The 26,959-nt window shown below is 68.9% G+C and carries 28 protein-coding genes; 19 read left to right on the top strand and 9 right to left on the bottom strand.

Features of this window, described 5'->3' with window-relative positions; translation table 11 throughout:
• Window positions 1-31: 31 nt before the first annotated feature.
• Together cysE and ACXMDP_RS00800 are read right to left on the bottom strand one after the other, a co-directional pair.
• A complete protein-coding gene (gene cysE, locus ACXMDP_RS00805) occupies window positions 32-820 on the bottom strand; it encodes a serine O-acetyltransferase (RefSeq protein WP_259729084.1) in 789 nt (262 codons plus the stop codon).
• A gap of 38 nt (window positions 821-858) precedes the next feature.
• Window positions 859-1,887 (bottom strand): GntR family transcriptional regulator, encoded by a 1,029-nt coding sequence (locus ACXMDP_RS00800; protein WP_094511103.1) that lies wholly within the window; start codon window positions 1,885-1,887, stop codon window positions 859-861.
• Between the two features lie 151 nt (window positions 1,888-2,038).
• On the opposite strand from ACXMDP_RS00800, the gene ACXMDP_RS00795 reads away from it, so the two are divergent.
• On the top strand, window positions 2,039-2,845 hold the full coding sequence (locus ACXMDP_RS00795) for a dienelactone hydrolase family protein (protein WP_259729070.1): 807 nt from the start codon (window positions 2,039-2,041) through the stop codon (window positions 2,843-2,845).
• A gap of 70 nt (window positions 2,846-2,915) precedes the next feature.
• Here ACXMDP_RS00795 and infC read toward each other — a convergent pair whose 3' ends face one another.
• Window positions 2,916-3,575 carry a translation initiation factor IF-3 gene (gene infC, locus ACXMDP_RS00790; protein ID WP_259729071.1) on the bottom strand — a complete coding sequence of 220 codons (660 nt, stop codon included), beginning with the start codon at window positions 3,573-3,575 and terminating at the stop codon, window positions 2,916-2,918.
• 61 nt (window positions 3,576-3,636) lie between these two features.
• Entirely contained in the window at window positions 3,637-4,548 is a 912-nt protein-coding gene (gene miaA / locus ACXMDP_RS00785; RefSeq protein WP_259729072.1) for a tRNA (adenosine(37)-N6)-dimethylallyltransferase MiaA, read from the bottom strand.
• Window positions 4,549-4,843: 295 nt separating this feature from the next.
• Here miaA and gyrB point away from each other — a divergent pair, with 295 nt between their 5' ends.
• From gyrB to ACXMDP_RS00765, 4 genes are read left to right on the top strand one after another with little or no spacing between them, the layout of a single operon-like run.
• Window positions 4,844-6,802: a DNA topoisomerase (ATP-hydrolyzing) subunit B gene (gene gyrB, locus ACXMDP_RS00780; RefSeq protein ID WP_259729073.1), complete on the top strand. Its 1,959-nt coding sequence runs from the start codon at window positions 4,844-4,846 to the stop codon at window positions 6,800-6,802.
• On the top strand, window positions 6,802-7,113 hold the full coding sequence (locus ACXMDP_RS00775) for an SH3 domain-containing protein (protein WP_259729074.1): 312 nt from the start codon (window positions 6,802-6,804) through the stop codon (window positions 7,111-7,113). The genes gyrB and ACXMDP_RS00775 overlap by 1 nt, the downstream gene beginning before the upstream one ends.
• Window positions 7,110-7,475 (top strand): fluoride efflux transporter FluC, encoded by a 366-nt coding sequence (locus tag ACXMDP_RS00770; RefSeq protein ID WP_399232719.1) that lies wholly within the window; start codon window positions 7,110-7,112, stop codon window positions 7,473-7,475. The genes ACXMDP_RS00775 and ACXMDP_RS00770 overlap by 4 nt, the downstream gene beginning before the upstream one ends.
• Window positions 7,468-7,899 (top strand): FluC/FEX family fluoride channel, encoded by a 432-nt coding sequence (locus tag ACXMDP_RS00765; protein WP_259729075.1) that lies wholly within the window; start codon window positions 7,468-7,470, stop codon window positions 7,897-7,899. The genes ACXMDP_RS00770 and ACXMDP_RS00765 overlap by 8 nt, the downstream gene beginning before the upstream one ends.
• 33 nt (window positions 7,900-7,932) lie before the next feature.
• Here ACXMDP_RS00765 and ACXMDP_RS00760 read toward each other — a convergent pair whose 3' ends face one another.
• Window positions 7,933-8,412 (bottom strand): glutathione peroxidase, encoded by a 480-nt coding sequence (locus ACXMDP_RS00760; protein WP_311134103.1) that lies wholly within the window; start codon window positions 8,410-8,412, stop codon window positions 7,933-7,935.
• A gap of 106 nt (window positions 8,413-8,518) precedes the next feature.
• Between ACXMDP_RS00760 and mgtE the strand changes: the two genes are divergently transcribed.
• The 5 genes from mgtE to ACXMDP_RS00735 all read left to right on the top strand — a co-directional run bounded on the left by mgtE (window position 8,519) and on the right by ACXMDP_RS00735 (window position 15,260).
• Complete coding sequence (gene mgtE / locus ACXMDP_RS00755; protein ID WP_259729076.1) at window positions 8,519-10,021, top strand: magnesium transporter; 1,503 nt, start codon at window positions 8,519-8,521, stop codon at window positions 10,019-10,021.
• A 259-nt stretch (window positions 10,022-10,280) separates the two neighbouring features.
• Complete coding sequence (locus ACXMDP_RS00750; RefSeq protein ID WP_315855866.1) at window positions 10,281-11,276, top strand: RpoD/SigA family RNA polymerase sigma factor; 996 nt, start codon at window positions 10,281-10,283, stop codon at window positions 11,274-11,276.
• Between the two features lie 138 nt (window positions 11,277-11,414).
• Window positions 11,415-13,007, top strand: a complete 1,593-nt coding sequence (locus tag ACXMDP_RS00745) for an NCS2 family permease (protein ID WP_259729737.1) — start codon at window positions 11,415-11,417, stop codon at window positions 13,005-13,007.
• Entirely contained in the window at window positions 13,007-14,215 is a 1,209-nt protein-coding gene (gene mutT / locus ACXMDP_RS00740; RefSeq protein ID WP_259729736.1) for an 8-oxo-dGTP diphosphatase MutT, read from the top strand. Before ACXMDP_RS00745 ends, mutT begins: the two co-directional genes overlap by 1 nt.
• 19 nt (window positions 14,216-14,234) lie before the next feature.
• Window positions 14,235-15,260 (top strand): carbohydrate kinase family protein, encoded by a 1,026-nt coding sequence (locus ACXMDP_RS00735; protein WP_259729741.1) that lies wholly within the window; start codon window positions 14,235-14,237, stop codon window positions 15,258-15,260.
• 116 nt (window positions 15,261-15,376) lie between these two features.
• Here ACXMDP_RS00735 and tsaE read toward each other — a convergent pair whose 3' ends face one another.
• Window positions 15,377-15,871, bottom strand: a complete 495-nt coding sequence (tsaE, locus tag ACXMDP_RS00730) for a tRNA (adenosine(37)-N6)-threonylcarbamoyltransferase complex ATPase subunit type 1 TsaE (RefSeq protein WP_255100542.1) — start codon at window positions 15,869-15,871, stop codon at window positions 15,377-15,379.
• A gap of 90 nt (window positions 15,872-15,961) precedes the next feature.
• Here tsaE and ahcY point away from each other — a divergent pair, with 90 nt between their 5' ends.
• Both ahcY and ACXMDP_RS00720 read left to right on the top strand, forming a co-directional pair.
• A complete protein-coding gene (ahcY, locus tag ACXMDP_RS00725) occupies window positions 15,962-17,416 on the top strand; it encodes an adenosylhomocysteinase (RefSeq protein ID WP_259729735.1) in 1,455 nt (484 codons plus the stop codon).
• A 138-nt stretch (window positions 17,417-17,554) separates the two neighbouring features.
• A complete protein-coding gene (locus tag ACXMDP_RS00720; RefSeq protein WP_259729734.1) occupies window positions 17,555-18,211 on the top strand; it encodes a DedA family protein in 657 nt (218 codons plus the stop codon).
• An 82-nt stretch (window positions 18,212-18,293) separates the two neighbouring features.
• Here the strand turns inward: ACXMDP_RS00720 and ACXMDP_RS00715 are convergent, their stop codons facing one another.
• Window positions 18,294-18,725, bottom strand: a complete 432-nt coding sequence (locus tag ACXMDP_RS00715; protein ID WP_255100544.1) for a single-stranded DNA-binding protein — start codon at window positions 18,723-18,725, stop codon at window positions 18,294-18,296.
• 183 nt (window positions 18,726-18,908) lie between these two features.
• Between ACXMDP_RS00715 and ACXMDP_RS00710 the strand changes: the two genes are divergently transcribed.
• The 7 genes from ACXMDP_RS00710 to ACXMDP_RS00680 all read left to right on the top strand — a co-directional run bounded on the left by ACXMDP_RS00710 (window position 18,909) and on the right by ACXMDP_RS00680 (window position 25,450).
• On the top strand, window positions 18,909-19,955 hold the full coding sequence (locus tag ACXMDP_RS00710; RefSeq protein WP_094513920.1) for a rod shape-determining protein: 1,047 nt from the start codon (window positions 18,909-18,911) through the stop codon (window positions 19,953-19,955).
• 5 nt (window positions 19,956-19,960) lie between these two features.
• Window positions 19,961-20,719 carry a rod shape-determining protein MreC gene (gene mreC / locus ACXMDP_RS00705; protein WP_255100545.1) on the top strand — a complete coding sequence of 253 codons (759 nt, stop codon included), beginning with the start codon at window positions 19,961-19,963 and terminating at the stop codon, window positions 20,717-20,719.
• A 3-nt stretch (window positions 20,720-20,722) separates the two neighbouring features.
• Complete coding sequence (locus ACXMDP_RS00700; RefSeq protein WP_094514032.1) at window positions 20,723-21,229, top strand: rod shape-determining protein MreD; 507 nt, start codon at window positions 20,723-20,725, stop codon at window positions 21,227-21,229.
• A gap of 4 nt (window positions 21,230-21,233) precedes the next feature.
• Window positions 21,234-22,544 (top strand): ABC transporter substrate-binding protein, encoded by a 1,311-nt coding sequence (locus ACXMDP_RS00695; protein ID WP_255100546.1) that lies wholly within the window; start codon window positions 21,234-21,236, stop codon window positions 22,542-22,544.
• Between the two features lie 213 nt (window positions 22,545-22,757).
• Window positions 22,758-23,567 carry a response regulator transcription factor RpaB gene (gene rpaB / locus ACXMDP_RS00690; RefSeq protein ID WP_259729733.1) on the top strand — a complete coding sequence of 270 codons (810 nt, stop codon included), beginning with the start codon at window positions 22,758-22,760 and terminating at the stop codon, window positions 23,565-23,567.
• Window positions 23,568-23,620: 53 nt separating this feature from the next.
• Window positions 23,621-25,141 (top strand): lysine--tRNA ligase, encoded by a 1,521-nt coding sequence (gene lysS, locus ACXMDP_RS00685; protein WP_259729732.1) that lies wholly within the window; start codon window positions 23,621-23,623, stop codon window positions 25,139-25,141.
• A gap of 45 nt (window positions 25,142-25,186) precedes the next feature.
• Window positions 25,187-25,450 carry a hypothetical protein gene (locus ACXMDP_RS00680; RefSeq protein ID WP_048016474.1) on the top strand — a complete coding sequence of 88 codons (264 nt, stop codon included), beginning with the start codon at window positions 25,187-25,189 and terminating at the stop codon, window positions 25,448-25,450.
• A gap of 50 nt (window positions 25,451-25,500) precedes the next feature.
• On the opposite strand, the gene ACXMDP_RS00675 is transcribed toward ACXMDP_RS00680, so the two are convergent.
• The gene (locus ACXMDP_RS00675; RefSeq protein WP_259729731.1) at window positions 25,501-26,298 is read right to left on the bottom strand and encodes a YdcF family protein; all 798 of its coding nucleotides are present in this window, start codon (window positions 26,296-26,298) and stop codon (window positions 25,501-25,503) included.
• A gap of 10 nt (window positions 26,299-26,308) precedes the next feature.
• The gene (locus ACXMDP_RS00670; protein ID WP_457767000.1) at window positions 26,309-26,941 is read right to left on the bottom strand and encodes a hercynine metabolism protein; all 633 of its coding nucleotides are present in this window, start codon (window positions 26,939-26,941) and stop codon (window positions 26,309-26,311) included.
• Window positions 26,942-26,959: the final 18 nt, after the last annotated feature.

The raw sequence follows: 26,959 nt of genomic DNA, 5'->3' as shown, positions 1-26,959 counted from the left end.
CTTCAGAGCCTGCGCCGCAGCAGCTCATTCGTCAGTCGGCGCCGTCAGCCGGCGCCGTCAGCAGCCCGCTACCCGGCCCATCGCCGGGGCCATCGCCCAGGAACTCGAGGATCTCGCGGTCCCTCAGGTTCTGGGCCTTGCCGCCGCAGATGTCCCGCAGGGGGCGGCCGGCGGCCACTTCCCGCAGGCAGTTCTGCAGCCGACCCACCTCACCTTCGAGCGTGTCGATGCGCTCCATCAGGTTGCGAATCACCCTGGCTTCCGCATCCGGCAGCTGCGAGTGCGCCAGAGGATCGATCCGCACCCCCGATTGATGCACCACCCTGCCGGGAACGCCCACCACCGTGCTGTCGGGCGCCACATCCCGCAGCACCACCGAGCCGGCGCCGATGCGGGTGTTCGATCCCACCACGATCGCGCCGAGCACCTGCGCTCCTGCCCCCACCACCACGTTCTCGCCGAGCGTGGGATGGCGCTTGCCGTGTTCCTTGCCCGTGCCGCCGAGGGTGACCCCCTGAAACAGCAGGCAGCGATCGCCGATCACGGCCGTTTCTCCGATCACCACGCCCATGCCGTGGTCGATGAAGACCCCATGGCCGATCTGCGCGCCCGGGTGGATCTCCACGCCGGTGAGGCTGCGCCCCACCTGCGAGAGCACCCGCGGCACCAGCGGCAGGCCCAGCCGCCACAGGCGGTGGCTGAAACGGTGCAGCACCAAGGCATGGAAGCCCGGATAGCAGAGCAGGATCTCCACCGTGCCGCGTGCGGCAGGGTCGCGCTCTTTGATCATGCGCAGGTCGGCGCCGATCGCACGCAGCAACCGCCCGATCGAGCCGGGCGGAGATGGCTTCACGCTGCTCATCCCACCTTCATGGTTTCGGGATCGCCGTAGCCATCGCGCTGGCCGGTGAGGCCGATCTCCTTGCGCAGCAGATCGATGGTGGAGGCCCCCAGGTAGCTCTGGGCGCAGTGCACCTGGGGCAGCCGCATCAACTGGGCGCGGTTCTGGCGCAGGGTCTGCTCCACCAGCGGCAGGCTGGGTCGGTCGCAGAGCACGTGGCTGGCGGCCCGCAGCAGGGCCAGCAGGCGGCTGCCCACGTCGGGGTTGGCGGTCATCACCAGCAGCTCGTTGCCGCGCATGCTGTGCAGGATCACCTCCGCGGCCCGCAGGATGCCGGGACTGATGCTCACCAGGCCCACGCAGCTGCCCGTCCGCAGCTCCTTGAGCAGATCGAGCTCGTGGCGGAAGTCGTTGAGATCCACCGCCACGGCGCGCACGCCGAAGCGCTGGGCCAACTCCTCCACGGGCTGGAGGAAGTAGCGGCTGGTGACCACCGTGCCGTTGCTCGAACTCTCCAGCACCGCCTCGAGCTCCTCCATCGGCACCACTTCGACGGGCACCTCCAGCACGGGCACCAGTTCTTCGGCGATCAGCAGCGAGGCGCCGATGTCCTCGCGCGGTGTGCTCACCAGCACGCGGGCGCCGCAGCGCAGCCGCCAGTCGATTTCGCGGGTGAGCAGCTCCCTTGCCTGCTGCAGCGTGCAGCCGGCGTTGAGCAGGCCGTCGACGCACTGGCGCACCTCGCGGTCGATGTCGGGCCGCAGGCGGTTGCGCAGGCCCGGCGGTGCCTTCAGCTCGCGCGGCTTCTGCTGATCACGCACATAGATGCCGGAGCCCGCCATCGCCTCCACGACACCGTCGTTCTCCAGCTGGCGGTAGACCTTGCTGATCGTGTTGCGGTGCAGGCCGGTCTGCATGGCCAGCTGCCGCGTGCTCGGCAGGCGATGGCCCGGCGGGTAATGACGGGCAGCGATCGCGAAGCAGATCTGGTTGTACAGCTGGGTCGACGCCGGGATGTCGCTTTCCTGCTGGATGTGAAATCGCACGCCGGCCCGGACCTGAACGTCTGGGGACACCCTACGGAGCTTCGGCCCCGGTGACAATTCCCTGTTTGTCATAAGAGGCTGTGCCGGTTGCTCCGCCACTGGCCCAACCGCCGCAGTGGCATCGTGTGGGCCGACCCCTGCGACAGCATCCGTGGCCGAGTGGATCACCCTTCCCGCAGCCCCCGCTGCTGCTGGTCCGGGCGGGGCGACGGCTGGCAGGCCAACAGGTTCGCTGGCAGGCGAGCAGGCGCAGCGCACCGGTGTGGTTTCGGTGCCGCTGCGTTGCTGGTGGGCTGCTCCCGCCCAGCCCGCACGGGGCGCCATCCTTGTGCTGCCGGAGGTTTTCGGCATCAACGCCTGGGTGCGTTCGGTCGCCGACCGGCTGGCTCTGGAGGGGTACGCGGCGCTGGCGGTGCCCCTGTTCGCCCGCAGCGCTCCGGCCCTGGAGCTGGGCTACAGCGCCGGTGATCTGGCCGAAGGACGCAGCCACAAGGACCGCACCAGCAGCGCCGAGCTGCTGGCTGATCTGGACGTGGCCTGCCAGTGGTTGCAGGAACGCACCGGGGCCGGCCTGCTGGGCTGCGTGGGCTTCTGTTTCGGCGGCCACGCCGCTCTGCTGGCGGCCAGCCTGCCCCAGATCGCTGCCACCGCAGACTTTTACGGGGCAGGGGTGGCCAGCGGCAGGCCGGGGGGCGGCCCCCCCACCCTGGAGGTGTTACCGGAGGTCACTGGCAGGGTCTGGTGTTTCTGCGGGCGGCGCGATCCGCTGATGCCGGCCGCTGAGTTGGCGGCCATTGTGGCTGCGTTACGCCAGGCCGATCCGGCGGGCGTGCGCCACCGGCTGATCGAACTGGAGGCGGGCCACGGATTCATGTGCGAGGCCAGGCCCGACCATGACCCCGCTGCTGCCGCCGCCGGCTGGCGGGGGATGCTGGAACTGTTCGCCACCACGCTTTGAACATGGGCGTGGCGCAGCAGCGAGCAACGCTCTCCGTCTGCGTTCGGGCGCAGCCACGGCCGTCAGGCGCTCAGCCCTCGGCGCCCTCGCCTGCAGCGGCGGCGCTGGTCTGGCGCTGCGGTGACGGAATGGTGCGCACCGCCTTGGCCGCCAGGGCAGCGGCATCTTTTTCCTTGGTGAGCGGCGTTTTGCGCGGCGTGAGGAACATGATCATGTTGCGCCCCTCGCGCTTGGGGTCCTGCTGGATCTCGGCGCTTTCCTCGAGGTCTTTGGCCATCCGATACAGCAACTGCTCAGCCAGCGCCGTGTGCTGAATCTCCCGGCCGCGGAAGATCACCGTGCACTTCACCTTGTCGCCGTCCTTGAGGAAGCGGATGGCCTGACCGATGCGCACCTGGTAATCGTGCGAATCGATCTTGTAGCGCATCTTCACCTCCTTGACTTCGGTTTGATGCGACTTCTTCTTGGCTTCCTTGGCCTTTTTTTCCTGCTCGAACTTGAACTTGCCATAGTCCATGATCCGACACACCGGCGGATCCGCCTTCTCGCTCACCAGCACAAGGTCGAGCTCACGGTCCTTGGCGACCTCGAGGGCTTCCTCCCTGGTGATCACGCCGAGCTGACTGCCGTCGGCATCGACCACCCGTAACTGGGGGTAACTGATGCGTTCGTTGATGTTGGGGAGCTCCCGCACGGGAGCACGACGATCAAACCGAGGACGAGGAGGCATTCAAAGAAGCGAGGGGCGTAGCGGAGGCCGGCACGGGGATACAGCCGTCGAGCACTCACCCTTACCCTAGAACCCCTTCGACCGCCACCATGGCGGCCCTCAGCAGATCGGTGGCGCCAGCGGCCGGATCCAGCCACAGCGGGTCATGCCGGCGCCGGAACCAGGTGCGCTGGCGCTTGGCGTATTGCCGCGTGCGCTGGTCGGTTCGGCTGATCGCCTCCGCCTCGCTCAGCTCGCCCGCCAGCAGCTGCAGGGCTTCGCCGTAGCCGATCGTCTGCAGCAGCGGCAGGTTGGGGCCGAAGCGCCGGGCCAGCTGCTGCGTTTCCTCCACCAGGCCATCGGCATAGAGCGAACGGGTACGGCGGGCGATCCGCTGCCTGAGGTCGCTGGGGTCAAGGCCCAGTTCAAGCACCCGCCAGGCGGGTGGCCGTTGGCTCTGCTGGCTGGACAGGGGCCGGCCGGTGGCATACAGCACCTCCAGGGCCCGCTGGGTGCGCACGGTGTCGGCATGGTCGATGCGCCCTGCCGCCTCCGGGTCGGCCTGACGCAGCAACTGGTGGCAGGTGGCAGGCCCAAGCGCCGCCAGTTGGGCGCGCAGGGCCGGCTGTGGCGGAACCGCCGGTGGCTGCAGCCCCTGGGTGAGGGCCTGCAGGTACAGCCCGCTGCCCCCCACGAGAAAGGCCACGCCGCGGCGCTGGTGTTCGGCGGCGATGGCGGCCTCGGCCGCCTGGCGGAACTCCTGCAGGTTCAGCGGCTGGTCGGGCGGGCGCAGGTCGAGCAGGCCGTGGGGCACGCGCGCCCGTTCGGCGGCGGTGGGTTTGGCGGTGCCGATGTCCATGCCCGCATAAAGCTGTCGGGAATCCACCGAGAGCACCGTGAGGTCGAAGTGGCCGGCCAGCTCCAGGGCCAGGGCCGACTTACCGCTGGCGGTGGGCCCGAGCAGCACGAGCACGAGGGGAAGCGAAGCGGCCATCCGGGGGGCGTCTGCGCAGGGCGCGCGCGGGGTGACCTGAGCCTCGCTGAGGAACGGCCCGAGGGGATGCGCCGGAGGCCTGCGGGCGGTCCCGGCGCGGGACGGACGGAGCAGAGATGCGACTGGGGGGTGCATCCCTGTCGCAAACGGGCGCTGAGCGCCCCCTGGGCGCCCCTCTGAAGCAGCAGTGGTAAGATCGACACCTCGATTGGCCTTTTGAGCGCCCTGTGCCGCTGCTGCACCGCTTCACCCGGCTACCGGCGCACGCCGCAACTTGCCACCTGAGCCTTTCGGAATGAGCGACTCCTCCAAAGTTCAGCACGCCTACGGCGCCGAACAGATTCAGGTGCTCGAAGGCCTGGAACCGGTGCGTAAGCGCCCCGGCATGTACATCGGCACCACCGGGCCGCGGGGTCTGCATCACCTTGTGTATGAGGTGGTGGATAACTCGGTGGACGAGGCCCTTGCCGGCCACTGCACCGAGATCCTGGTGCGCCTTTGCGAGGACGGCTCCGCAGAGGTCACCGACAACGGACGCGGCATCCCCACCGACGTGCACCCGCGCACCGGCAAGTCGGCCCTGGAGACCGTGCTCACCGTGCTGCACGCCGGCGGCAAGTTCGGCAGTGGCGGCTACAAGGTGTCCGGCGGTCTGCACGGCGTGGGCGTTTCGGTGGTGAACGCGCTCAGCGAGTGGGTGGAAGTGACCGTGCACCGGCAGGATCGGGTGCACCGCCAGCGCTTCGAGCGCGGCGCCCCGATCGGAACCCTGCGCTCGGAAGCCGATATCAGCGGCCGCACTGGCACGGCGGTGCGCTTCAAGCCCGATATCGAGATCTTCTCCGGCGGCATCCACTTCGACTACACCACGTTGTCCGGCAGGCTGCGGGAGCTGGCCTATCTCAACGGCGGTGTGCGGATTGTTTTCCGCGATGAACGCAGCGAGGCCCTCAGCGCCGACGGCAGCGCCCACGAGGAGATCTATCACTACGAAGGCGGTATCCGCGAGTACGTCGCCTACATGAACGACGGCAAGGATCCCCTTCACCCCGACATCATCTATGTGAATGCTGAGAAGGACGGCGTGCAGGTGGAGGCTGCGCTGCAGTGGTGCGTGGACGCCTACTCCGACAGCATTCTCGGCTTCGCCAACAACATCCGCACCGTCGACGGCGGCACGCATATCGAGGGTCTGAAAACAGTTCTCACCCGCACGCTCAACACCTTCGCCAGGAAGCGTGGCAAGCGCAAAGACGGTGATTCCAACCTGGCGGGCGAAAACATCCGCGAGGGGCTCACCGCCGTGCTGTCGGTGAAGGTGCCGGACCCGGAATTCGAAGGGCAGACCAAGACCAAGCTCGGCAACACCGAGGTGCGCGGCATCGTGGACACCGTGGTGGGCGAATCGCTGAGCGAATTCCTTGAGTTCCACCCCCAGGTGATCGACCTGATCCTGGAGAAGGCGATCCAGGCCTTCAACGCCGCTGAGGCGGCTCGCCGCGCCCGTGAACTGGTGCGCCGTAAATCGGTGCTCGAGAGTTCCACACTGCCCGGCAAGCTGGCCGATTGCAGCTCCCGCGATCCTTCCGAATCCGAGATCTATATCGTGGAAGGCGACTCCGCCGGTGGCTCCGCCAAGCAGGGCCGCGACCGCCGCTTCCAGGCGATCCTGCCCCTGCGTGGCAAGATCCTCAACATCGAGAAAACCGACGATGCCAAGATCTACAAGAACACCGAGATCCAGGCGCTGATCACCGGCCTGGGGCTGGGCATCAAGGGAGAAGAATTCAATGAATCCTCGCTGCGCTATCACCGGATCGTGATCATGACCGACGCGGATGTTGACGGCGCTCACATCCGTACGCTGCTGCTTACCTTCTTCTATCGCTACCAGAAGATGTTGCTGGAAGGCGGCTATATCTACATCGCCTGCCCGCCTCTCTACAAGGTGGAGCGCGGCAAGAACCACACCTACTGCTACGACGAAAAAGACCTCAGGAAAACCCTTGATGGCTTTGGTGAGAAGGCCAATTACACCCTCCAGCGTTTCAAGGGTCTGGGGGAAATGATGCCCAAGCAGCTGTGGGAAACCACCATGGATCCCTCCACCCGCAAGATGAAGCGGGTGGAGATCGAAGATGCCGCTGAAGCGGATCGCATCTTCACCATCCTGATGGGAGACAAAGTGGCGCCCCGCCGCGAATTCATCGAAACCCACAGCGCCGAGCTCGATTTCGCTCAGCTCGACATCTGATGGCCTGGCGTTGGATCTGGGTGCTGGGCTTCGCCCTGATCGCTCCGGCCTCCCTCCCCGCCGGTGGCGCCGATTGGCGCACGCCGGAGCTGCGCCGCCGCCAGAACGGCGATCCGCTGCTTGCTGAGGGCTCGCGCGATGGCGTGCTGCGCGCTTCTCCCCATCACCGCGCCCCCTGCCTGCTGCCCGTGTCTGCGGGCGCGCCGCTGCGGCTGCTGCGCGTGTGGCAGGAGCCCGAGGGGGAACGCTGGTTGCACGTCGAGGCAGCGGCTGACGCCGGAACGGCCCGGCGCGGCTGGCTGGTCGGGTGAATGAGGCCCTGCTGGTGGCCGTCGGTGCGGTACCCGGCAGTTGGCTGCGGCTGCGGCTGGTCAACCACTTTGAGCCGCTGTTGCCCCATCGCCACTGGGCCACCCTCGCGGTCAACGTGTCCGCCAGCTTCGCGCTCGGGCTGGTGGTGGCGCTCGATCGCTCCAGTGGCACCGCCAGCCCCCTGCTGCTGCTGATCGGCACCGGTTTTCTCGGCAGCTTCAGCACGTTCTCCACCTTCATGCTGGAAGCCGTGCAGGCCTGGCAGGCCGGCAGGCGACGCGAAACACTGGCGCTGCTGGCGGCCTCCGTGCTGCTGGGCGTGCTGGCCGTGCTGCTGGGGCAGGCGGTGGCCCGTGCCTGACCCGGGCGATCTTCAGGCGCGGCGGTTGCGTTTCGAGCTCGTGGAGCTGCTGCTGGTGGCTGCGGGGGCGGTGCCCGGCGCCCTGCTGCGCTGGCAGGCGGAAGTGCATCTCGGCCCTGTGCTGGGCGGTGTCCCCTGGGCGCAGCTGCTGGTGAACCTGACCGGCAGCCTGGTGCTGGGCCTGCTGGCGGGTCCGATCCCCTGGCGCACGCCGCTGGTGCTCTGCCTCGGCATCGGTTTCTGCGGGGCCCTCACCACCTTCAGCAGCTGGATGCTGAGCCTGGTGCGGCTGGCCGAGCTCGATCGCGCCGGCGAGGGACTCTGGCTGCTGCTCGCCAGCCTGGTGCTGGGTCTGCTGGCAGCGGCCGCAGGGGTCGCCGCCAGCCATCGGCTCATGGCCGCCCTGCGTCGCCGCAGGCTGTGAGCGGCATGGAGCCGCTCCGCCTCTGCGGTCGGCTCAGGCGGCGAGGGCCGCCTCGATGGCTGCCGTCAGCTCAGGGCCGGTGGGATCCACGGCGCTCTTGAAGCGCGCCAGCACCGTTCCGTCCTTGCCCACCAGGAACTTCTCGAAGTTCCACTCCACATCCCCGGCCGGTTCGGCCTGGGTGAGCACGTCATAGGGAGCGCTCTTCGCGCCCTTGGCCTGCACCTTGTCGAACAGCTCGAAGCTGGCGCCATAGGTGGTGGAGCAGAACTGCTGGATCTCCGGCAGGCTGCCCGGTTCCTGGGCGCCGAAGTCGTTGCAGGGAAAGCCGAGCACCTTGAAGCCGCGGGGACCGTAGGTGTCCTGCAGGGTCTGCAGGCCGGCGTACTGGCGGGTGAAGCCGCAGCGGCTGGCCACGTTGACGATCAGCAGCACGGAGCCGGCGTAATCGGCCAGCGCTGTCTCCGCGCCTGTGGCGCTGCGCACCACCACATTGGAAACGCTCACGCTCATGGTTGTTGTTGTCGCTGCCGGCTGACCCTAGAAGCTGAGCGCCGCTCCGGCGAGGCCGTGGCAGGAACCCTCCCCATACACTCGATGTGCCGCCACTTCGGGGCCGATGAGCGAGCTCGACAGCGGCGGTGCCCGCCATGGCCGCCAGGATCCTGAGGGCCGAGGGAAGTCCGGCGGCTCTGAGTACGGCGGCGGCGCGGTGGGCAGCATCAGCGGCTCCACGATCGTGCTAGGCGGTGGCCTGCAGGTGGCCGAGGTGGTGTCCCGCCAGCTGGAAGCCCTGCTCAAGGCCAGCAACTACGGCGGCGTGAAACTGCTGCTGGAGCCGGTTCAGCCGGTGGATTGCGCCGAGGCGATCGGCACCCTGCCGCGCACGCTGCAGGCCCTGGCCTTCCGCCTGCTGCCCAAGGACAAGGCGATTGAGGTGTACGAATACCTCGATGGCGATGTGCAGCAGAGCCTGGTGGAGCGGCTGCGTTCCGGCGAGGTGCTGGAGCTGGTGGAGGAGATGTCGCCGGACGACCGGGTGCGGCTGTTCGATGAACTGCCCGCCAAGGTGGTACGGCGCCTGCTGATGGAGCTGAGCCCGGCGGAGCGCCGGGTCACGGCCCAGCTGCTGGGCTACGAGGCGGAAACGGCCGGCCGGTTGATGACCACCGAGTTCATTGACCTCAAGGAGTTCCACAGCGCCGCTCAGGCGCTCGACATCGTGCGGCGGCGGGCCCGGGACACTGAAACCGTGTACAGCCTCTACGTGACCGACGCTTCGCGCCACCTCACCGGCATCCTCTCGCTGCGGGATCTGGTGATGGCCGACCCGGAGGACCGCATCGGCGATGTGATGACCCGGGAGGTGGTGAACGTCACCACCGCCACGGATCAGGAGGAGGTGGCCCGCGTGATCCAGCGCTACGACTTCCTGGCGGTGCCGGTGGTGGACCGCGAGGAGCGGCTGGTGGGGATCGTCACGGTCGACGACGTGATCGACGTGATCCAGCAGGAGGCCACCCGTGACCTCTACGCGGCCGGCGCCGTTCAGGCGGGCGATGAGGACGACTACTTCCGCAGCAACCTGTTCACCGTGGCCCGCCGCCGTGTGGTGTGGCTGCTCGTGCTGCTGATCGCCAATGCCGGCACCGCGGCGGTGATCGCCTCGCAGGAGTCGGTGCTGAAGCGGGTGGTGATGCTGACGGCCTTCATCCCGCTGCTGATCGGCACGGGCGGCAACGTGGGTTCGCAGAGCTCCACCGTGGTGATCCGCGGCCTCAGCACCCAGCGCATCCAGGTGCTCGGTACCTGGCCGGCGATCTGGCGCGAGGCCGTGGCCGGCGCCTTGCTGGGGGTGCTGATGGTGCTGGTGGTGGTGCCCTGGGCCCGCTATGTGTCAGGCAGCTGGCTGGTGGCGGTGGCGGCGGGCCTGAGCCTGGTGGCCATCACCACCCTGGCGGCCACGGCCGGCGCGGCGCTGCCGCTGCTGTTCGATCGGCTGGGGCTCGATCCAGCCCTGATGTCGGCGCCCTTCATCGCCACCGCCACCGACGTGGCAGGGGTGTTCATCTACCTCAGGACCGCCACCTGGCTGCTCGACTCACTCGGGATGCCGCTCTAGCTGGCTTGCTGCGCCTACTCCCCAGGCAGGGTCTGCGCTGTGGGTGGATGAGCGGCTCTGGCCAGCGAGCGCCAGGGCAGGAAGAAGCTGGCGACCGGCACTGTTCGGACCCTGGCTGCCCTGGGTGGCGCTCAGGGGAATGTCGCCCTGAAGAGTCCGAGATGAGAGGGACTTCACACTTCTTCAGGTTAGGCTTTACACACTGTCAAAACACCACGCCGTGATCGTCGCTCTCTCCCCGTCCCGGCCCGTCGAGTCGCTGGCCGATGCCGACCCCCGGCCCGTGGTTCTGCCCCGTTCCCTGCCCCCCGTGGACGGCGACCTAGTGCGCTCGTATCTGCGGGACATCGGCCGCGTGCCGTTGCTGAGCCATGAGCAGGAGATCACGCTGGGCCGCCAGGTGCAGGAGCTGATGCGTCTGGAGGAAACGGAGCTGGAGCTGGAGATGCGCGCCGGCGGGGTGAAACCCACGATGGAGGTGCTGGCGGCGGCGCTGGAGCTGCCGGTGCCTGTTCTGCGCCGCAAGCTGGCGAGCGGGCGCCGGGCGAAGGAGCGGATGGTGGCGGCGAACCTGCGGCTGGTGGTGAGCGTGGCGAAGAAGTACACCAAGCGGAACATGGAGCTGCTGGATCTGATCCAGGAGGGAACGATCGGCCTGGTGCGGGGTGTGGAGAAGTTCGACCCGACGCGGGGCTACAAGTTTTCGACGTATGCGTACTGGTGGATCCGGCAGGGGATCACCCGGGCGATTGCGGAGAAGAGCCGGACGATCCGTCTGCCGATCCACATCACCGAAACGCTGAACAAGCTGAAGAAGGGTCAGCGTGAGCTGAGCCAGGAGCTGGGCCGCACGCCCACGCTGAGTGAGCTGGCGGTGGCGGTGGAGCTGCCGGAGGAGGAGGTGAAGGATCTGCTGTGCCGGGCACGGCAGCCGGTGAGCCTGGAAACGAAGGTGGGCGACGGGGAAGATACGGAGCTGCTGGATCTGCTGCAGGGGGACGGCACGCTGCCGGAGGAGAGCGTGGACAGCGAATGCCTGAGGGGGGATATGCGGGCACTGCTGGAGCAACTGCCGGGGTTGCAGCGCGATGTGCTGAAGATGCGTTACGGCATCGATGTGGAAGAACCGATGAGCCTCACCGGCATCGGCCGCATCCTCGGCATGAGCCGCGACCGCGTGCGCAACCTCGAGCGTGATGGCCTCGCCAGCCTGCGCCGCTTCAGCGAAAGCGTGGAGGACTACGTGGCCAGCTGAGGGCCAACCGAGCGTCTGGCTCAGGGCCAGCTGCCGGCCCTGCCCTGGGAGCGATGACTTCCGGTGCGCCGCAGGGCACCGGAGCTGTCCTGCTGCTGCATCCGGGCGATCATGCAGCCACCGTCTGCCTCTTGGCCCATGGCCAGCTCCGGACCCCGCTGGCTGGTGGCCGGCGATATCGACGGCCTGATGGGCCTCGGCCTCGACAACCTGATCCAGATCCTGCTGATCCTTGGCCTCTGCCGCGGCGTGCTCGGCTTCCCCGATGCCCTCATCTTTCAGGTGATCCTGCCGGCGGCTGGCCTCAGCCTGGTGGTGGGCAACGGGGCCTACGCCTGGCAGGCCTTCCGCCTGGCCCAGCGCGAGGGCCGTGGCGATCGCACCGCCCTTCCTTACGGCATCAACACGGTCAGCCTGTTCGCCTACGCGTTCCTGGTGATGCTGCCGGTGAAGCTGGCAGCGCTGGGTCAGGGGCTGCCGGAGGCTGAGGCGGTGCGTCTCTCGTGGCAGGCGGGTCTGATGGCCTGCCTGGGTTCAGGCCTGATCGAGGCGGGCGGGGCCTGGCTGGTGGGGGGCCTGCGGCGCTGGCTGCCACGGGCGGCGCTGCTCTCCACCCTGGCCGGCATTGCCCTGGGCTACATCGCACTGGGGTTCCTGCTGCGCACCTATGCCCAGCCGGTGGTGGGTCTGGCGGTGCTGGCGGTGATTCTTGTCACCTACTACGGCCAGCTGCGCCTGCCCCTGCCCGGTGGCCTGATCGCGGTGCTGCTCGGGATCGTGCTGGCGGCCGCGACGGGCCTGGTGTCGATCGATGCCCTCACCTGGCAGACGAACGCCGCTCAGGTGGGCCTGCATCTGCCGCCCCTGCAACTGGCTGCGCTGTGGCAGGCGCGCGGGCAGCTGTTGCCCTGGCTCGGCGTGATCGTGCCAATGGGGTTGTTCAACCTGCTGGGGTCGCTGCAGAACCTGGAGAGCGCCGAAGCCGCCGGTGATCGCTACCCGGTGAAGAGTTCCCTGCTGATCAACGGGGTGGGCACGATCGTGGCCGCTGCCCTTGGCTCCTGCTTCCCCACCACCATCTACATCGGCCATCCCGGCTGGAAGGGCATGGGGGCCCGGATCGGCTACTCGTGGCTGAATGGCGTGGTGATGGGGCTGGGTTGCCTGTTCGGCGTGTTCGGCCTGGTGGGTCAGCTGGTGCCGATCGAAGCCGGCATGGCGATCGTGCTCTACATCGGCCTGGTGATCGCCGCCCAGAGCTTCCAGGCCACGCCCGCCGCCCATGCGCCGGCGGTGGTGCTCGGCCTGCTGCCCGGCCTGGCGGGCTGGGGCGCCCTGCTGCTGAAGGCCGGCCTGCGGGCCGGTGGCGCCGGCAGCGCCGCCGAGCCCTTCGGTCCGGCCCTGCTGGTGCCACTGCAGCAGGCTGATGTGTGGGCGGCCGGTGCCTTCGCTCTGGAACAGGGGCAGATCGTGGCCGCGATGTTGCTGGCGGCCATGGTGGTGTACGTGATCGAGCAGCGGTTCGTGGCGGCGGCGATCGCTGCCGGCCTGGCGGCGCTGGCCTCCTGGTTCGGGCTGATTCACGCCTGGCGCTTCACCGCAGCCGACACCGTGCTGCAGATGGGCTGGGGCACGGGCGGACGCTGGGCGCTCGGGTACTTGCTCATGGCCCTGGTGTTCAGCGCCGCGGCCCTGGCCCGTCAGCGGGCAGCGGCGGCTACCGATTGCTGATGGCAGGGCGGCGTGATGCTGGCTGGGCAGAGAGGAAGGAGCACTTACCCCTGCAGCAGCTGCGTGCCGCCCTGCTGGCCTGGGGGGAGCGGCACGGGCGCCACAGCATGCCGTGGAAGCTGCGGTCCGATGGCCGCCCGCCACTGGATGGGGAGCCCCTCGATCCGTTGAGGGTGTGGGTGGCGGAGGTGATGCTCCAGCAGACCCAGCTGGCTGTGGCCCTGCCCTACTGGCAGCGCTGGATGTCGGCCTTCCCGGACCTGCCGGCCCTGGCCGCCGCCGACCCCCAGCAGGTGCTGCTGCTCTGGCAGGGCCTGGGCTACTACGGGCGGGCGCGTCGCCTGCAGCAGGGGGCGCGGCAGTTGCTTGATGCCAGCGCCCCCGGCGCCGACCCCTGGCCCCGTGACCTGGCTGGCTGGCTGGCGCTGAGCGGCGTCGGCCGCAGCACCGCCGGCAGCATTCTTTCCTCGGCCTTCGATCAACCCTTCGCGATTCTCGACGGCAACGCGGCGCGGGTGCTGGCGCGCCTGATCGCCGCTCCCCGCCCGCCGAAACGGGAGCTTGCCGGGTTCTGGCGGCTGAGCGAGCTGCTGCTCGACCGGCAGCGGCCCCGGGCCTTCAACCAGGCTCTGATGGACCTGGGCGCCACGGTCTGCACCCCCCGTTCTCCCGACTGCGGCCGCTGCCCCTGGCGGAACTCATGCGCTGCTTACGCTGCCGGCGACCCCGCCCGCTACCCCGTGAAGGACGCCCCCCGGCCGCTGCCCTTTCAAGTGATCGGCGTGGGGGTGGTGCTGGATGGGCGCGGCCGGGTGCTGATCGATCAGCGCCTGCCGGAGGGGCTGTTGGGGGGGCTGTGGGAATTCCCCGGCGGCAAGCAGGAGCCGGGCGAAGCGATCGCGGCCACCATCGCCCGCGAACTGCGTGAGGAGCTGGCGATCGAGGCGGAGGTGGGCGAGGAGCTGATCACCCTGGAGCACAGCTACAGCCATAAGCGTCTCCGCTTCGTGGTGCATCTCTGCCGCTGGCTGGCGGGAGATCCGCAGCCCCTGGCCAGTCAGCAGGTGCGTTGGGTGGAGCCGGAGGGGCTGGCGGCCTTCCCCTTTCCTGCCGCCAATGCGCGCATCATCGCGGCGCTGCTGGAGCGGCTGGCCGGCGCGGCGCCCGTGGCGGCCTCCGGGCCCACCGGCGAGTGTGGAGAGAACTGAGCGCGAGCCTGCCGTGACGGTGTCTTCCCCTGCCCGGGTGCTCTGCTTCGGCGAAGCGCTCGTTGATCGGCTCGGCCTGCCCGGCGGCGATCCGGCCCATGACATTCCGGTCGACGACAGGCTCGGCGGTGCCCCGGCCAATGTGGCCTGCGCCCTGGCGCGGCTCGGCACCGGCGCCGCGCTGATCGGCCGCCTGGGCGACGACCGCATCGGCGCCGCCTTCCGCGCTCTGTTGCTGGAGCGGGGGGTGGATACCAGTGCGCTGCAGTGCGATCCGCTGCGCCCGAGCCGCACGGTGCTGGTGCGGCGCGATGCCGCAGGTGAGCGCCACTTCGGCGGCTTCGCCGGCGACCGGGGTGAGGGCTTCGCTGATCAGGCGATCGATGCCGCGGCGCTGGCCGGGGCGTTGGCGCCGCTGCTGGCCCAGGCCCGCTGGCTCCTTTGCGGCACGATTCCGCTGGCTTCCGCTGCGGCGGCAGCGGCGCTGCAGGAGCTGCTGCTGGCTGCCGGGGCGCATGGCTTGCCGCTGGCGCTTGACGTCAACTGGCGGCCCACCTTCTGGGGGCTCGGCGCTGAGCAGGGCCCGCCGCCGGCGGTGCGGCAGCGGCTTGAGCCCTTGCTGACGCAGGCGGCCCTGCTCAAGTGCAGCCGTGAGGAAGCCCTCTGGCTGTTCGGCAGCGCCAACGCCACAGTCGTGCGCCGGGCCCTGCCGCAGCGGCCCGCCGTGCTGATCACCGATGGGCCCCAGCCGATCGATTGGGCGGTGGGAGCCTGCGGTGGCCGGCTGCCCTCCGTGGCTGTGGCCGCCATCGACACCACCGGTGCTGGTGATGCCTTCCTGGCGGGCCTGCTGCACCAGTTGGTGGGCCGGCCGGGGCTGCTGCAAGAGCCGGTGGTCGTCAGCGCCGTGGAGCAGGTTCTGCGCTTTGCAGCCGCCTGCGGTGCATTGGTTTGCCAGGGTGCCGGCGCCATTGATCCCCAGCCGAGCGAGCAGCAGGTTCTGGCCGTTCTGGGTGAGAGTGCTGCGGGCACCGGCGCCCTATGAGCACCCCCCGGGTATGTCGAGCCGGTCAATCCCGATCGGCTGCAGCGCATCCTGGACACGGCCCGGGGCGGAGCTGGAGGTCGCCTACGGCCCGGTTGTTCACGGAGTTGAGGCCTTCAGGCGGCTGAGTGCGGCGGTCGCAGCACTGCCCGGCGCCTGTCCCCGTCGTGCTGGAGCTCCAGCCGCCAGGCGCCATCGGGCAGCCACGGCAGCCGTTCGGGCCACTCCACCGCCAGCACCGCCCCCAGGGCGCCGGCTTCCTCCTCCTCCTGGGCGAACAGTTCGGCGGCGGCGGCCGGCTGCTCCAGCCGGTAGAGATCCAGATGGACGAGGGCATGGGGCTCGCCGTCAGCGCCCCGGCCGCTGTAGTGCTGGGCCAGGGCGAAGGTGGGGCTCGTGATCGGTTCGTCGATTCCCAGCGCCAGGGCCAGACCCTGCACCAGGCAGGTCTTGCCGGCCCCCAGTTCCCCCTGCAGCAGCAGAGTGGGAGGGGCTGCGCCGCTGGCAGCACCGCCGCCGTTCAACAGCAGCGACGCCAGCTCCCGCCCGAGCGCCGCCGTGGCTGCCGCATCGGCCAGATGGCACACCCGGATCTCAGCAGACTGTTCCATCCCTGTAGATTCCCTTTAAGCGAGCCCGAAGCCTCGGCGTCTCTGCAGATATTTCCACATCCCCAATCCTTCTCCCTTCGGAGCTTCCCCATGCTGGCCACGCCTTCAGCTGCCACGTCCGTTTCGGCTGCCGCCGCAACCGGACTGTCCACGCCGTCGTCGTATGTGATCGCCGATCTCGGCCTTGCCGCCTGGGGCCGCAAGGAGATCGCGATCGCTGAAACCGAGATGCCTGGTCTGATGGCGCTGCGTGAGAAGTACGGCAGCCAGCAACCGCTCAAGGGTGCCCGCATTGCCGGCAGCCTGCATATGACGATCCAGACAGCCGTTCTGATCGAAACCCTGGTGGCTCTCGGCGCTGAAGTGCGCTGGGCCTCCTGCAACATCTTCTCCACCCAGGATCACGCTGCCGCCGCGATGGCGGAAGCCGGCATCCCGGTGTTCGCCTTCAAGGGCGAAACCCTGGATGAATACTGGGCCTTCACCCACCGGATCCTGGAGTGGGCCGACGGCGGCACGCCCAACATGATCCTCGACGACGGTGGTGATGCCACCGGCCTGGTGGTGCTCGGCACCAAGGCGGAGCAGGACCCCTCGGTGCTGGACAACCCCGGCAGCGAAGAGGAGATCGCCCTTTTCCAGTCGATCCGTCAACGCCTGGCCGCCCAGCCCGGCTTCTATTCGCGCATCCACGCCCAGATCCAGGGCGTCACCGAGGAAACCACCACGGGTGTGGCGCGTCTCTATCAGATGCAGAAGAGCGGTGAACTGCCGTTCCCTGCCATCAACGTGAACGACTCCGTCACCAAGAGCAAGTTCGACAACCTCTATGGCTGCCGCGAATCCCTGGTCGACAGCATCAAGCGCGCCACCGATGTGATGGTGGCCGGCAAGGTGGCCCTGGTGATCGGCTATGGCGATGTGGGCAAGGGTTCCGCCCAGTCGCTGCGTGGCCTCGGTGCCAGCGTGATGATCGCCGAAGTCGATCCGATCTGCGCGCTGCAGGCGGCGATGGAGGGCTACCGGGTCGTCCGTCTCGACGACGTGGTGGGGGATGTGGACATCTTCGTGACGGCCACCGGCAACTTCCGCGTGATCACCCACGACCACCTGATCCAGATGCGGGATCAGGCGATCGTGTGCAACATCGGCCACTTCGATAACGAGATCGACGTGGCTTCCCTGAAGCAGTACCCCTGGGACAACATCAAGCCCCAAGTGGATCACGTGCTGCTGCCCAGCGGCAACAAGATCATTCTGCTGGCGGAAGGCCGGCTGGTGAACCTGGGCTGCGCCACCGGCCACCCCAGCTTCGTGATGAGCAACTCCTTCACCAACCAGGTGCTGGCTCAGATCGAGCTGTTCACCAAAGGGGACCACTACGGCAAGGAGGTGTACGTGCTGCCCAAGCACCTCGACGAGATGGTGGCCCGCCTCCACCTCGACAAGATCGGCGCCCGACTCACCGAGCTCACCCCCGAGCAGGCCGCCTACATCAACGTGCCGCTGGAAGGCCCCTACAAGTCCGACCACTACCGCTACTGAACCCGCGCCCCACAGTTCCGCGCCCAGGGTTGCTGCTTCGCCGGCAGGCCTGATGGCCTCGCCGGCAAGGCGCTTCCCTGAGCATCGGGCAACCTCCACGCCAGCGTGGAAGACTTTCCCGATCACGAGCCCGCCGGCATGGCCATCGAACTGGTTCAGCAACTGCCCGAGCTGATCGGCTCGGCGGTGGAGGCCAACCCAATGGCCGGCTATGCGGCGATCTTTGCGGCGATGTTCCTCGAGAACCTCTTCCCGCCGATCCCCTCCGAGCTGATCATGCCTCTGGGGGGCTTCTATGTGCAGCAGGGTCAGCTCAGCCTGATTCCGGTGGTGCTGGCCGGATTGCTCGGCACCGTGCTCGGCGCCCTGCCCTGGTACGGGGTGGGGCGTCTGGTGAACGAGGAACGCATCGAGCACTGGCTCTCGCGCCATGGGCGCTGGATCGGCATCAGCCCGCAGGAGTTGCACCGCAGCCGCACCTGGTTCAGCCGCCATGGCACCGCCCTGGTGTTCTGGGGTCGGCTGGTGCCCGGCATCCGCACTTTGATCTCCGTGCCTGCCGGCATCGAGATGATGCCGATGGTGCCCTTCCTGATCTGGACCACGGCCGGCAGCCTGATCTGGACCCTGCTGCTGACAGTGGCGGGCATGCTGCTGGGCGAGGGCTACAGCAACGTGGAGCTGTGGATCCAACCGGTGGCCCGGGTGATCAAGGTGGTGCTGGTGCTCGCCGTGCTGGCCACCGGCGCCTGGCTGGGGCTGCGCATCTGGAAAAAGCGCCAGGACAGCCACTGAGGCTCAGTCCCTGGGGAAGCCACGCAGGCGCCCAGCCGCCCAAGACCACCTTCCGGCTGAAGGCAACGCCCTTGCAGGCGGCTCAGAACGGAACTTCCTCGCTGCTCGGCTCGCCACCACCGAAGCCGCCGCCATAGCCGCCGCCCCCGAAACCGCCGCCAGCGCCGCCGCCGTCGTCGTAGGCGCCCTGGTCGGCGTCACGTTTGGAGCCCAGCAGTTCGAGTCGGTCGACCCGCACCACCGGCTTGGTGCGCTCCTCACCGGTGGTGCGGTCGGTCCAGCGGTCGAGCTTGAAGCTGCCGATGATCCCCAGCAACGACCCCTTCTTGACGTAGTCGGCGGCCACCTGGGCCTGCTTGCCCCAGATCTCGAGGTTGAACCAGTCCGGTTCGTCGTCGCGGCTGCGGCGGTTGACCGCGAGGGTCAGGTTGGCGACCACGCTGCCGGATTCGAAGTAGCGCACCTCGGGATCACGGCCGGCACGGCCCACCAGCGTCACGGAATTCACACCCATGGATTGTCCTGTCGTTGAAAAAAGTGGAGTTGTTGAACCAATGATGCGCCCCGTTGCCTCAAGGTGCCGCAGGCCGCTTCTCCCTGAAGGTTCCCCCGTTCCACCCGGATGTACCACCGCCACCGTCGGGGGGGTGGCCGCCAGATCCCGCTCCTATGATCGCAACCGCTCAGGTGCTCCTACGTGTTCTTTCGACGTTTCCAGCTCTCACGCGACATCGGCATCGACCTGGGAACGGCCAACACACTGATGTACGTGTCCGGCAAGGGCATCGTGCTGCAGGAGCCTTCCGTGGTGGCGCTCGATCTTGAGCGGGGTGTGCCCCTGGCTGTGGGGGATGAAGCGAAGCTCATGCTCGGCCGCACCCCGGGCAACATCCGCGCCGTGCGCCCCCTGCGCGACGGAGTCATCGCCGACTTCGACGCCGCCGAGCAGATGATCAAGACCTTCATCCAGAAGGGGAACGAGGGCCGCGGCATCGTGGCGCCCCGTCTGGTGATCGGCATTCCCAGCGGCGTCACCGGCGTGGAACGCCGCGCCGTGCGTGAGGCCGGCCTGGCCGGTGCCCGCGAAGTGCACCTGATCGATGAGCCGGTGGCGGCCGCGATCGGCGCCGGCCTGCCGGTCACGGAGCCGGTGGGCACCATGATCGTCGACATCGGGGGCGGCACCACCGAGGTGGCGGTGCTCAGTCTCGGTGGCACCGTGCTCAGCGAGTCGGTGCGGGTGGCCGGCGATGAGATCAGCGAGGCCATCGGCGTGTACCTCAAGAAGGTCCACAACCTGGTGGTGGGCGAGCGCACCGCCGAAGACATCAAGATCCGCATCGGCTCCGCTTTCCCCGACGACGCCCACGACGAGACCTCGATGGACGTGCGCGGGCTGCACCTGCTCTCCGGCCTGCCCCGCACCATCAACGTGCGCTCCGGTGACATCCGTGAAGCGATGGCCGAACCGCTCAACGTGATCGTGGAGGCGGTGAAGCGCACCCTTGAGCGCACCCCGCCCGAGCTCGCCGCCGACATCGTCGATCGCGGCATCATGCTGGCCGGCGGTGGTGCCCTGGTGCGCGGCATCAGCGAGCTGATCAGCCACGAAACCGGGATCCTCACCCACGTGGCCCAGGACCCGCTCCTCTGCGTGGTCAGTGGCTGCGGCCAGGTGCTGGAGGACTACAAGCGCCTGGAGCGCGTGCTCGACACGCCTGACTTCTCCCGTCTGTCCTCCTGAAATCCATGCCGTTCGGGCGCCTGCCGCGCGTCCCCTCGCTGCAACGGGTGATCCAGGCCTGGCCCTGGTGGCTGCTGCTGCTGGCGCTGGTGGGGGTCCGCCTCAGCAAGGGGGCCTTCCTCACGGATGCCTACGCGCTGGTCAGCCGTCCGTTCTGGCCCGGCACGGCCCAGCGCGAGTGGTTGCAGTCAGCCCAGCAGCTCGACCAGCGCAGCCGACTGGCCCAGTTGGAGCAGGACAACCGGCGCCTGCGCACCCTGCTGGGTCTGCAGCGGGCCAACCCCCAGGAGGTCACGGCGGCGGTGATCTCGCGCGAACCCGAGGGCTGGTGGAAGCAGTTGGTGCTCGGCGCCGGTGAGCTTCAGGGGATTCGCCGCGGCGATGCGGTGGTGGGCCCGGGCGGCCTGGTGGGCCGGGTGGCCAGCGTCACCCCCACCACCGCGCGGGTGGCCCTGCTTACCGATTCCTCCAGCCGCATCGGCGTGTGGGTGGGGCGCACCCAGAGCATGGGCCTGCTCACCGGCGTGAACGGCAGCCGGCCCGAGCTGCGTTTTCTGGTGAAGGATCCGCAGGTGCGCCCAGGTGATGTCGTGGTCACCTCGCCGGCCAGCACGCTGGTGCCGCCGGGGATGAGCGTCGGCGTGATCCAGTCGGTGGATGAAAAGGCCGTGCCGGCGCCCACGGCGGTGGTGCAGCTCAGTGCGCCGGTGGAAGCGATCGACTGGGTGCAGGTGCTGGTGCAGCCCCGGCAGGCGGCGCCCTGAATGGTGGGCAAGCTGCACCGCCACCCCTGGTTTGTGGCCAGCGCTCTGCTCGTGCCCTGGCTCACGCTGGCCTCTCCCGCGCTGCTGCGCCTCTCGGGGGCACCACCCAGCTGGGCGGTGCTGTGGCTTCTGCCCTGGGCGATCAGCGATGGGCCGGTCTCCGGTGCCCTGGCCGGGCTGGGGCTGGGGCTGTTGCTCGACGCCCTCACCCTCGATGGCGCCACCCAGATTCCGGCGCTGGTGCTGCTGGGTTGGTGGTGGGGGAGGCTCGGCCGCAAGGGACCGCCGCTCGAGCGCAGCTTCAGCCTCGGGCTCCTGGCCCTGATCGGCACCTTTCTGCTGGGGCTCAGCTTGATCCTGCAGCGGCTGGGCCTACCCCCCCAGCTGCCTCTCGCCGGCAGCCTGCGCACCCTGCTGACCCAGACCCTGCTCACCGGTCTGCTGGCGCCGATGATCTGTTCGCTGCTGCTGTTGCTCTGGCGGCAGCAGAACGCACCATCGAGGGGCTGAAGCGATGCGGGGGCTGACCGAGGGGATCCGGGGGCGCTGGCGGCGGCGTGCCGTGCTGACCCTGCTGGCGGCGGTGCTGGCGGGCTGCGGCGGTCCGCGCAGCCAGGGGCGCCAGCTGAACGTCTGGACGCTCGATCTCTCCCCCAAGTTCGACGCCTATCTCACCGAGGTGATCGCCGCCTGGGAGAAGGAGAACCCGGGCATCACGGTGCGCTGGACCGACATCCCCTGGGGATCGGTGGAGCGCAAGCTGCTGGCGGCGGTCTACGCCCGCACCGCGCCCGACGTGGTGAACCTCAACCCGCTGTTCGCCGCCAACCTGGCCAGCAAGGGGGGGCTGCTCGACCTCGATCCACTGCTGCCGCCTGGGGCTTCAGAGATCTATCTGCAGCGCATCTGGGCAGCCAGCCGCAACGCGGATGGACAGTTCGCGATCCCCTGGTACCTCACGGCGCGCATCACGCTCGCCAACCGCGACCTGCTGAAGCGGGCCGGATACGCCGACCCACCGCGCCGCTGGGAGGAGGTGCCGGCTTTCGCTGAAGCGGTGAAACGGCGCACCGGCCGCCATGCGCTGTTCGTCACGGTGGTGCCGGATGACTCGGCCGAGCTGCTGGAGTCGATGGTGCAGATGGGTGTGACCCTCACCGATGACCGCCAACGGGCGGCCTTCAACAGCCCGGCGGGCCGGCGGGCCTTCGCCTTCTGGACCGATCTCTACCGCCGTGGCCTGCTGCCGCGTGAAGTGGTGAGCCAGGGCTACCGGCGTGCGATCGAGCTCTACCAGGGCGGTGAGCTGGCGATGCTGGCCAGCGGCGCCGAGTTCCTGCGCAGCATCCAGACCAACGCCCCGGGGATCGCTGCCGTCACCGAACCCCACCCGCCGCTCACCGGCCCTGACGGCACCGCCAACGTGGCGGTCATGAACCTGGCGGTGCCGCGCCAGAGCGCCATGCCCAAGGAAGCGGTGAGCTTTGCCCTGTTCCTCACCAACGCCAGCAATCAGGCCCGCTTCGCTGAGCAGGCGCGGGTGCTCCCCTCGGCCCGGCAGGCGCTAACCACGATCGAGCAACAGCTGCGGCGGGACACGCCTGCCGATCCCCAGCAGGCGCTTGTGCATGCGGCACGCCTGGAATCGGCTGAAACGCTGGGGCGCGCACGGGTGCTGGTGCCCGCCAACCCCGGCGTGAAGCGGCTGCAGGCGATCATCTACCGCCAGCTCCAGCGCGCCATGCTTGGCCAGATCAGCAGCGATGCGGCCGTGCTGGCGGCGGAGCGGGAATGGAACCTCTACGCGGAAGGTCGCTGGCCCTGAGCCCTGGCCTCGCCGTGCGGCGTGGCCACCGCGCCGCACGGCGAGGCCACCGATGGGCTTGGTGAGAATGGTGCTGACGGGTGGCTGCCGGCGCCGCTGCAACTATTGAAAAATCATTAAGTCTTGGCGCTGCTACTCCCTGACGTGCGCCTTCTGCTCTCCATGCGTACAAGCTGACAGGTAGGGTGATTTTTCTTCACGACTGTTCCTGTGATGCCACTGGACACGCAGCCTCGGCAAGCCAAGGCGGAGGCGGTGGTTCAGGACACGCGGACAGCACCCAAGGCCACCCTGCTTGTCGTCGACGACGAGGCCGCCGTGCGCCGCGTGCTGGTGATGCGCCTGCAGCTCGCGGGCTACCGCGTCCTCTGCGCCGAGGATGGGGAGGAGGCCCTCACCCTGTTCCATCAGGAGCAGCCCGACCTCGTCGTGCTCGACGTGATGCTGCCGAAGCTGGACGGCTTTGCGGTATGCCGGCGCCTGCGGGCCGAATCCTGCGTGCCGATCATCTTCCTCTCGGCTCTTGATGCGATCGCCGAGCGGGTGGCCGGCCTTGATCTCGGCGCCGACGACTACCTGCCCAAGCCGTTCAGCCCCAAGGAACTCGAAACCCGCATCTCCACGATCCTGCGGCGGGTGGGGCGTGGATCCGCCAACAGCGAACCCCGCGACATCCCCGCCGGCCAGGGTGTGATGCGCATCGGAGACCTGGTAGTGGACACCAACCGCCGTCAGGTGACCCGCGCCGGTGAGCGCATCGGCCTCACCTACACCGAATTCAGCTTGCTGGAGCTGCTGTTCCGCGAGCCCGGCCGGGTGGTGCCGCGCGCCGAGATCCTTGAGCAGCTGTGGGGCTACCCGCCGCGCCGCGCCGCGGATCTGCGCGTTGTGGATGTGTATGTGGCCCGCCTGCGCGGCAAGCTCGAACCCGACCCCCGCAACCCCGAGCTGATCCTCACCGTGCGCGGCACCGGCTACGCCTCGCAACGGATGCTCGATCCCCTGGTCGCCGTCACCGCTTAGGCCCGCCGCCTGCGCTCCTGCAGGATGGTTCCTTCCGTCCCCTGTTCGTCGCCTTGCCGGAGCACCCCGTCAACCGCCTGGAGCAGGCCCGCTTCGAGAAGGGCCAGGCCCTGGCGGCCCTCGGTCAGGGCCCCTATGCCCTGCGCTTCGAGCCCAGCCACCGCACCGCTGCCCTGCAGCAGGAGCACGCCGACCTGCCCAACGGCGAGGAGCGTGCCGTGGCCGTGGCCGTGGCCGGTCGGGTGATGACCCGCCGGGTGATGGGCAAGCTCGCTTTCTTCACCCTGGTGGATGAAAGCGGTCCGATTCAGCTGTTCATCGAGAAGGCCCACCTGCTGGCGGCATGGCCCGAGCAGCCCGAGGCCTTTGCTCAGATCACCTCGCTGGTGGATGCCGGCGATCTGATCGGTGTGCACGGCACGCTGCGCCGCACCGACCGGGGTGAGCTGTCGGTGAAGGTGACGGCCTGGGACATGCTCTGCAAGTCGTTGCAGCCCCTGCCCGATAAATGGCATGGCCTGGCGGATGTGGAGAAGCGCTACCGCCAGCGCTACCTCGATCTGATCGTTTCGCCGCACACCCGCGAAACCTTTCGCCGCCGTGCCCGTCTGGTGAGCGGCATCCGCCGCTGGCTCGATGCCCGCGACTTCCTCGAAATCGAGACGCCGGTGCTGAATCTGGAGGCCGGTGGTGCCGACGCCCGTCCCTTTTGCACCCACCACAACGCCCTCGATCTGCCGCTGTTCCTGCGCATCGCCACCGAGCTGCATCTCAAGCGGCTGGTGGTGGGGGGCTTCGAGCGGGTCTACGAACTGGGCCGCATCTTCCGCAACGAAGGCATCAGCACACGCCACAACCCCGAATTCACTTCGGTGGAGGTGTATCAGGCCTATGCCGATTACACCGACATGATGGCGCTCACCGAGCAGATGATCGCGGACGTCACCGAGCAGGTGTGCGGCACCACCGCCCTCATGTATCAGGGCGTGGCGATCGATCTCACGCCTCCCTGGCGCCGGGCCACCATGCATGAGCTGGTGGAGCAGGCCACCGGGCTCGATTTCAACGGCTTCGCCAGCCGTGAGCAGGCCGCCGCCGCCATGGCCGCCGCTGGGCTGGAGGTGCCCGCCGCCGCTGACAGCGTGGGTCGTCTGCTCAACGAGGCCTTCGAACAGCGGGTGGAAGCCAGCCTGATCCAGCCCACCTTCGTGCTCGATTACCCGGTGGAGATCTCACCGTTGGCGCGCACGCACCGCAGCAAGCCCGGCCTGGTGGAGCGTTTCGAGCTGTTCATCGTGGGCCGTGAAACCGCCAACGCCTTCAGCGAGCTGATCGATCCCGTCGATCAGCGCCGGCGCCTGGAGGCCCAGCAGGAGCGTCGCCTTGCCGGCGACCTGGAGGCGCAGGGGGTGGATGAGGATTTCCTCCAAGCTCTTGAGGTGGGCATGCCCCCCACCGGCGGGCTGGGCATCGGCATCGACCGGTTGGCCATGCTGCTCACCGACAGCCCCAGCATCCGTGATGTGATCGCCTTCCCGCTCTTGCGTCCAGAGGCCGGTTCCACTGGAGCTTGAAGGGCAAAGTGGATAATGGGGTCACGTTGGCACTGACCTTGGCCCATGAGCGGTGAGCGCGTTGGATTCCGCTTCAAGCACGCAGATGCGGTGGTCAAGCGCAACCCTCAGGGCCGCTCCCGTCGCGGTTGGGTGATGGAGCCTGTGGAGCAGACCACCAGCCGCGGCACCAAGATGCCGGCTTACAGGATTCGTTGGCGCGACAGTGAACGTCCCGAGATCGTGCTCCAGCACATGCTGATCGCCGATCCCGATCCCACGCCGCCGCCCGAAGGTGTGAGCCTGGTGCCACCGGCGCCCAAGAAGTAGCTGCCGCCCTGGTTGGCCGCCGCAAGCCCGTCTGCGCCCCATCCCTGCCTTCAACTCCAGCCCCGCAGGCGGTACACCAGCAGCCCAAGGTGCTCCTTGAGCGCCTGGGTGGTGAGCTGAAGGGCGCCCGCTTCAGGCAGCAGCTCGATCAGGAGCGAGGCGGCGGTCGGGCTTCCGGTCGCGCTGCGGGCCGGCAGCAGGTAGTCGCAGGCCACCGGCAACACCTGGAGCCCTGAGCGGCGCTGAAACGTGGCCAACGAGCGGGGCATGTGCATCGCGCTGGTGACCAGCAGCACTGAACGCCAGCCCCGGGCCTGGCCGATCGCACGCAGCGCCAGGGCCTCTTCCGCGGTGGTGCGGGCCTGATCGCTGAGCAGCAGGCGCCCCTCCGGCACGCCGAGCTCCAGTGCCAGCCGCCGCGCCGTTTCAGCCTCCGCCGGCGCCGGGTTGGCGCTGCGGAAGGTCACCCTGCCGCCGCTCAGCAGCAGCAGCGGCGCCTTGCCGGCCTGCAGCAGCCGCACGCCGGTGAGCAGGCGGTCGCCCGCCTCGTTCACCTCCACGCTGGTGCGGGGCGCCAGCTGGGGCTGCAGGCCGCCGCCCAGCACGATCACGGCGTCGGCGGTGGGTAGCGGGCTGGGGGTGAGGGCGGCGCTGCGCTCCTCCAGGCCCCAGACCAGCTGCCGGGCCGTGAACGGCAGGGCACTGATCCACAGCAACGCCAGGCTGCCGCCACTCAGCCAGGGGCTCCAGCGGCGGCGACGCCCCGCCAGGGCGATCGCCTGCAGGCCGATGGCCAGCCCCAGCGGGTAGAGCAGCAGCGGCAGCAGCTTGGAGAGAAGGAATCCCATGGCGGCCGGCTCAGACCGGCGGGGTGCCGTGGCGGCGGCGCAGCTGCTCCAGCTCCTGCTGCGCCTCAAACGCCGACCAGGCGGCTTCCAGCTCGATCGGATCGAGCGGCGTGGCGGGGGAGGAAGCTGCCGCCGCTGCTGCTCCTGCCGCCTCTGCCTGGCTGCCCGGGGTCGCTCCAGCCGGGCCCGGCCCGCGTTCCCCCGACCCAGCTTGCGCAGGCGCGCCTGAGGCTGCGGCGGTAGCCGCCTGTTGCTCCTGCTCCCGTTGCAGGGCCGCCAGGTCGGCGTCCAGGCGGCGGAACTCATCGCCCAGGCTGCTGAGGGCCTGCCAGCGGTCGCGGCCCAGACCCATCAGCTGCCGCAGCCGGGCTTCGGCCTGGTCGGCCAGCGCGCTGGCGCCGGCGGCCCGGGCCCGCTCCACCCGCCCCTGCCACTGGGTGATCTCGGTGGCCAGCTCCAGCAGGGCGCGCCGCAGCCGTTCCGCCTCCGCCTGCACCTCCAGCTGCCGCCGCTTCAGCCGCTGCTGCCGTTCCCGCTGCTCCTCCTCCTCCAGCAGCTGGCGCTGCTCGGGGCGGCTGCTGAGGAACGCCTCCAGTTGTTGCTCCAGCTGCGCCTCCAGCTGCTCGAACCAGCTGCCGCTCATGGCCGCTGCCCCCGCCAC

It is taken from the genome of Cyanobium sp. ULC065, assembly GCF_977927515.1.
Note: the sequence above shows the minus strand (reverse complement) of the source record. Positions and strands in the feature narration are given on the sequence as shown.

Bases quoted from the DNA above. Each gene is read 5' to 3' on its own strand.
- ACXMDP_RS00775 (WP_259729074.1), top strand. From the start codon at position 6,802: ATGGCCTGGCGTTGGATCTGGGTGCTGGGCTTCGCCCTGATCGCTCCG.
- ACXMDP_RS00745 (WP_259729737.1), top strand. From the start codon at position 11,415: ATGGCCAGCTCCGGACCCCGCTGGCTGGTGGCCGGCGATATCGACGGC.
- mgtE (WP_259729076.1), top strand. From the start codon at position 8,519: ATGAGCGAGCTCGACAGCGGCGGTGCCCGCCATGGCCGCCAGGATCCT.
- gyrB (WP_259729073.1), top strand. From the start codon at position 4,844: ATGAGCGACTCCTCCAAAGTTCAGCACGCCTACGGCGCCGAACAGATT.
- miaA (WP_259729072.1), bottom strand. From the start codon at position 4,548: ATGGCCGCTTCGCTTCCCCTCGTGCTCGTGCTGCTCGGGCCCACCGCC.
- ahcY (WP_259729735.1), top strand. From the start codon at position 15,962: ATGCTGGCCACGCCTTCAGCTGCCACGTCCGTTTCGGCTGCCGCCGCA.
- ACXMDP_RS00720 (WP_259729734.1), top strand. From the start codon at position 17,555: ATGGCCATCGAACTGGTTCAGCAACTGCCCGAGCTGATCGGCTCGGCG.
- mreC (WP_255100545.1), top strand. From the start codon at position 19,961: ATGCCGTTCGGGCGCCTGCCGCGCGTCCCCTCGCTGCAACGGGTGATC.
- rpaB (WP_259729733.1), top strand. From the start codon at position 22,758: ATGCCACTGGACACGCAGCCTCGGCAAGCCAAGGCGGAGGCGGTGGTT.
- ACXMDP_RS00695 (WP_255100546.1), top strand. From the start codon at position 21,234: ATGCGGGGGCTGACCGAGGGGATCCGGGGGCGCTGGCGGCGGCGTGCC.
- ACXMDP_RS00670 (WP_457767000.1), bottom strand. From the start codon at position 26,941: ATGAGCGGCAGCTGGTTCGAGCAGCTGGAGGCGCAGCTGGAGCAACAA.
- ACXMDP_RS00760 (WP_311134103.1), bottom strand. From the start codon at position 8,412: ATGAGCGTGAGCGTTTCCAATGTGGTGGTGCGCAGCGCCACAGGCGCG.
- ACXMDP_RS00675 (WP_259729731.1), bottom strand. From the start codon at position 26,298: ATGGGATTCCTTCTCTCCAAGCTGCTGCCGCTGCTGCTCTACCCGCTG.
- mutT (WP_259729736.1), top strand. From the start codon at position 13,007: ATGGCAGGGCGGCGTGATGCTGGCTGGGCAGAGAGGAAGGAGCACTTA.
- ACXMDP_RS00715 (WP_255100544.1), bottom strand. From the start codon at position 18,725: ATGGGTGTGAATTCCGTGACGCTGGTGGGCCGTGCCGGCCGTGATCCC.
- infC (WP_259729071.1), bottom strand. From the start codon at position 3,575: ATGCCTCCTCGTCCTCGGTTTGATCGTCGTGCTCCCGTGCGGGAGCTC.
- tsaE (WP_255100542.1), bottom strand. From the start codon at position 15,871: ATGGAACAGTCTGCTGAGATCCGGGTGTGCCATCTGGCCGATGCGGCA.
- ACXMDP_RS00680 (WP_048016474.1), top strand. From the start codon at position 25,187: ATGAGCGGTGAGCGCGTTGGATTCCGCTTCAAGCACGCAGATGCGGTG.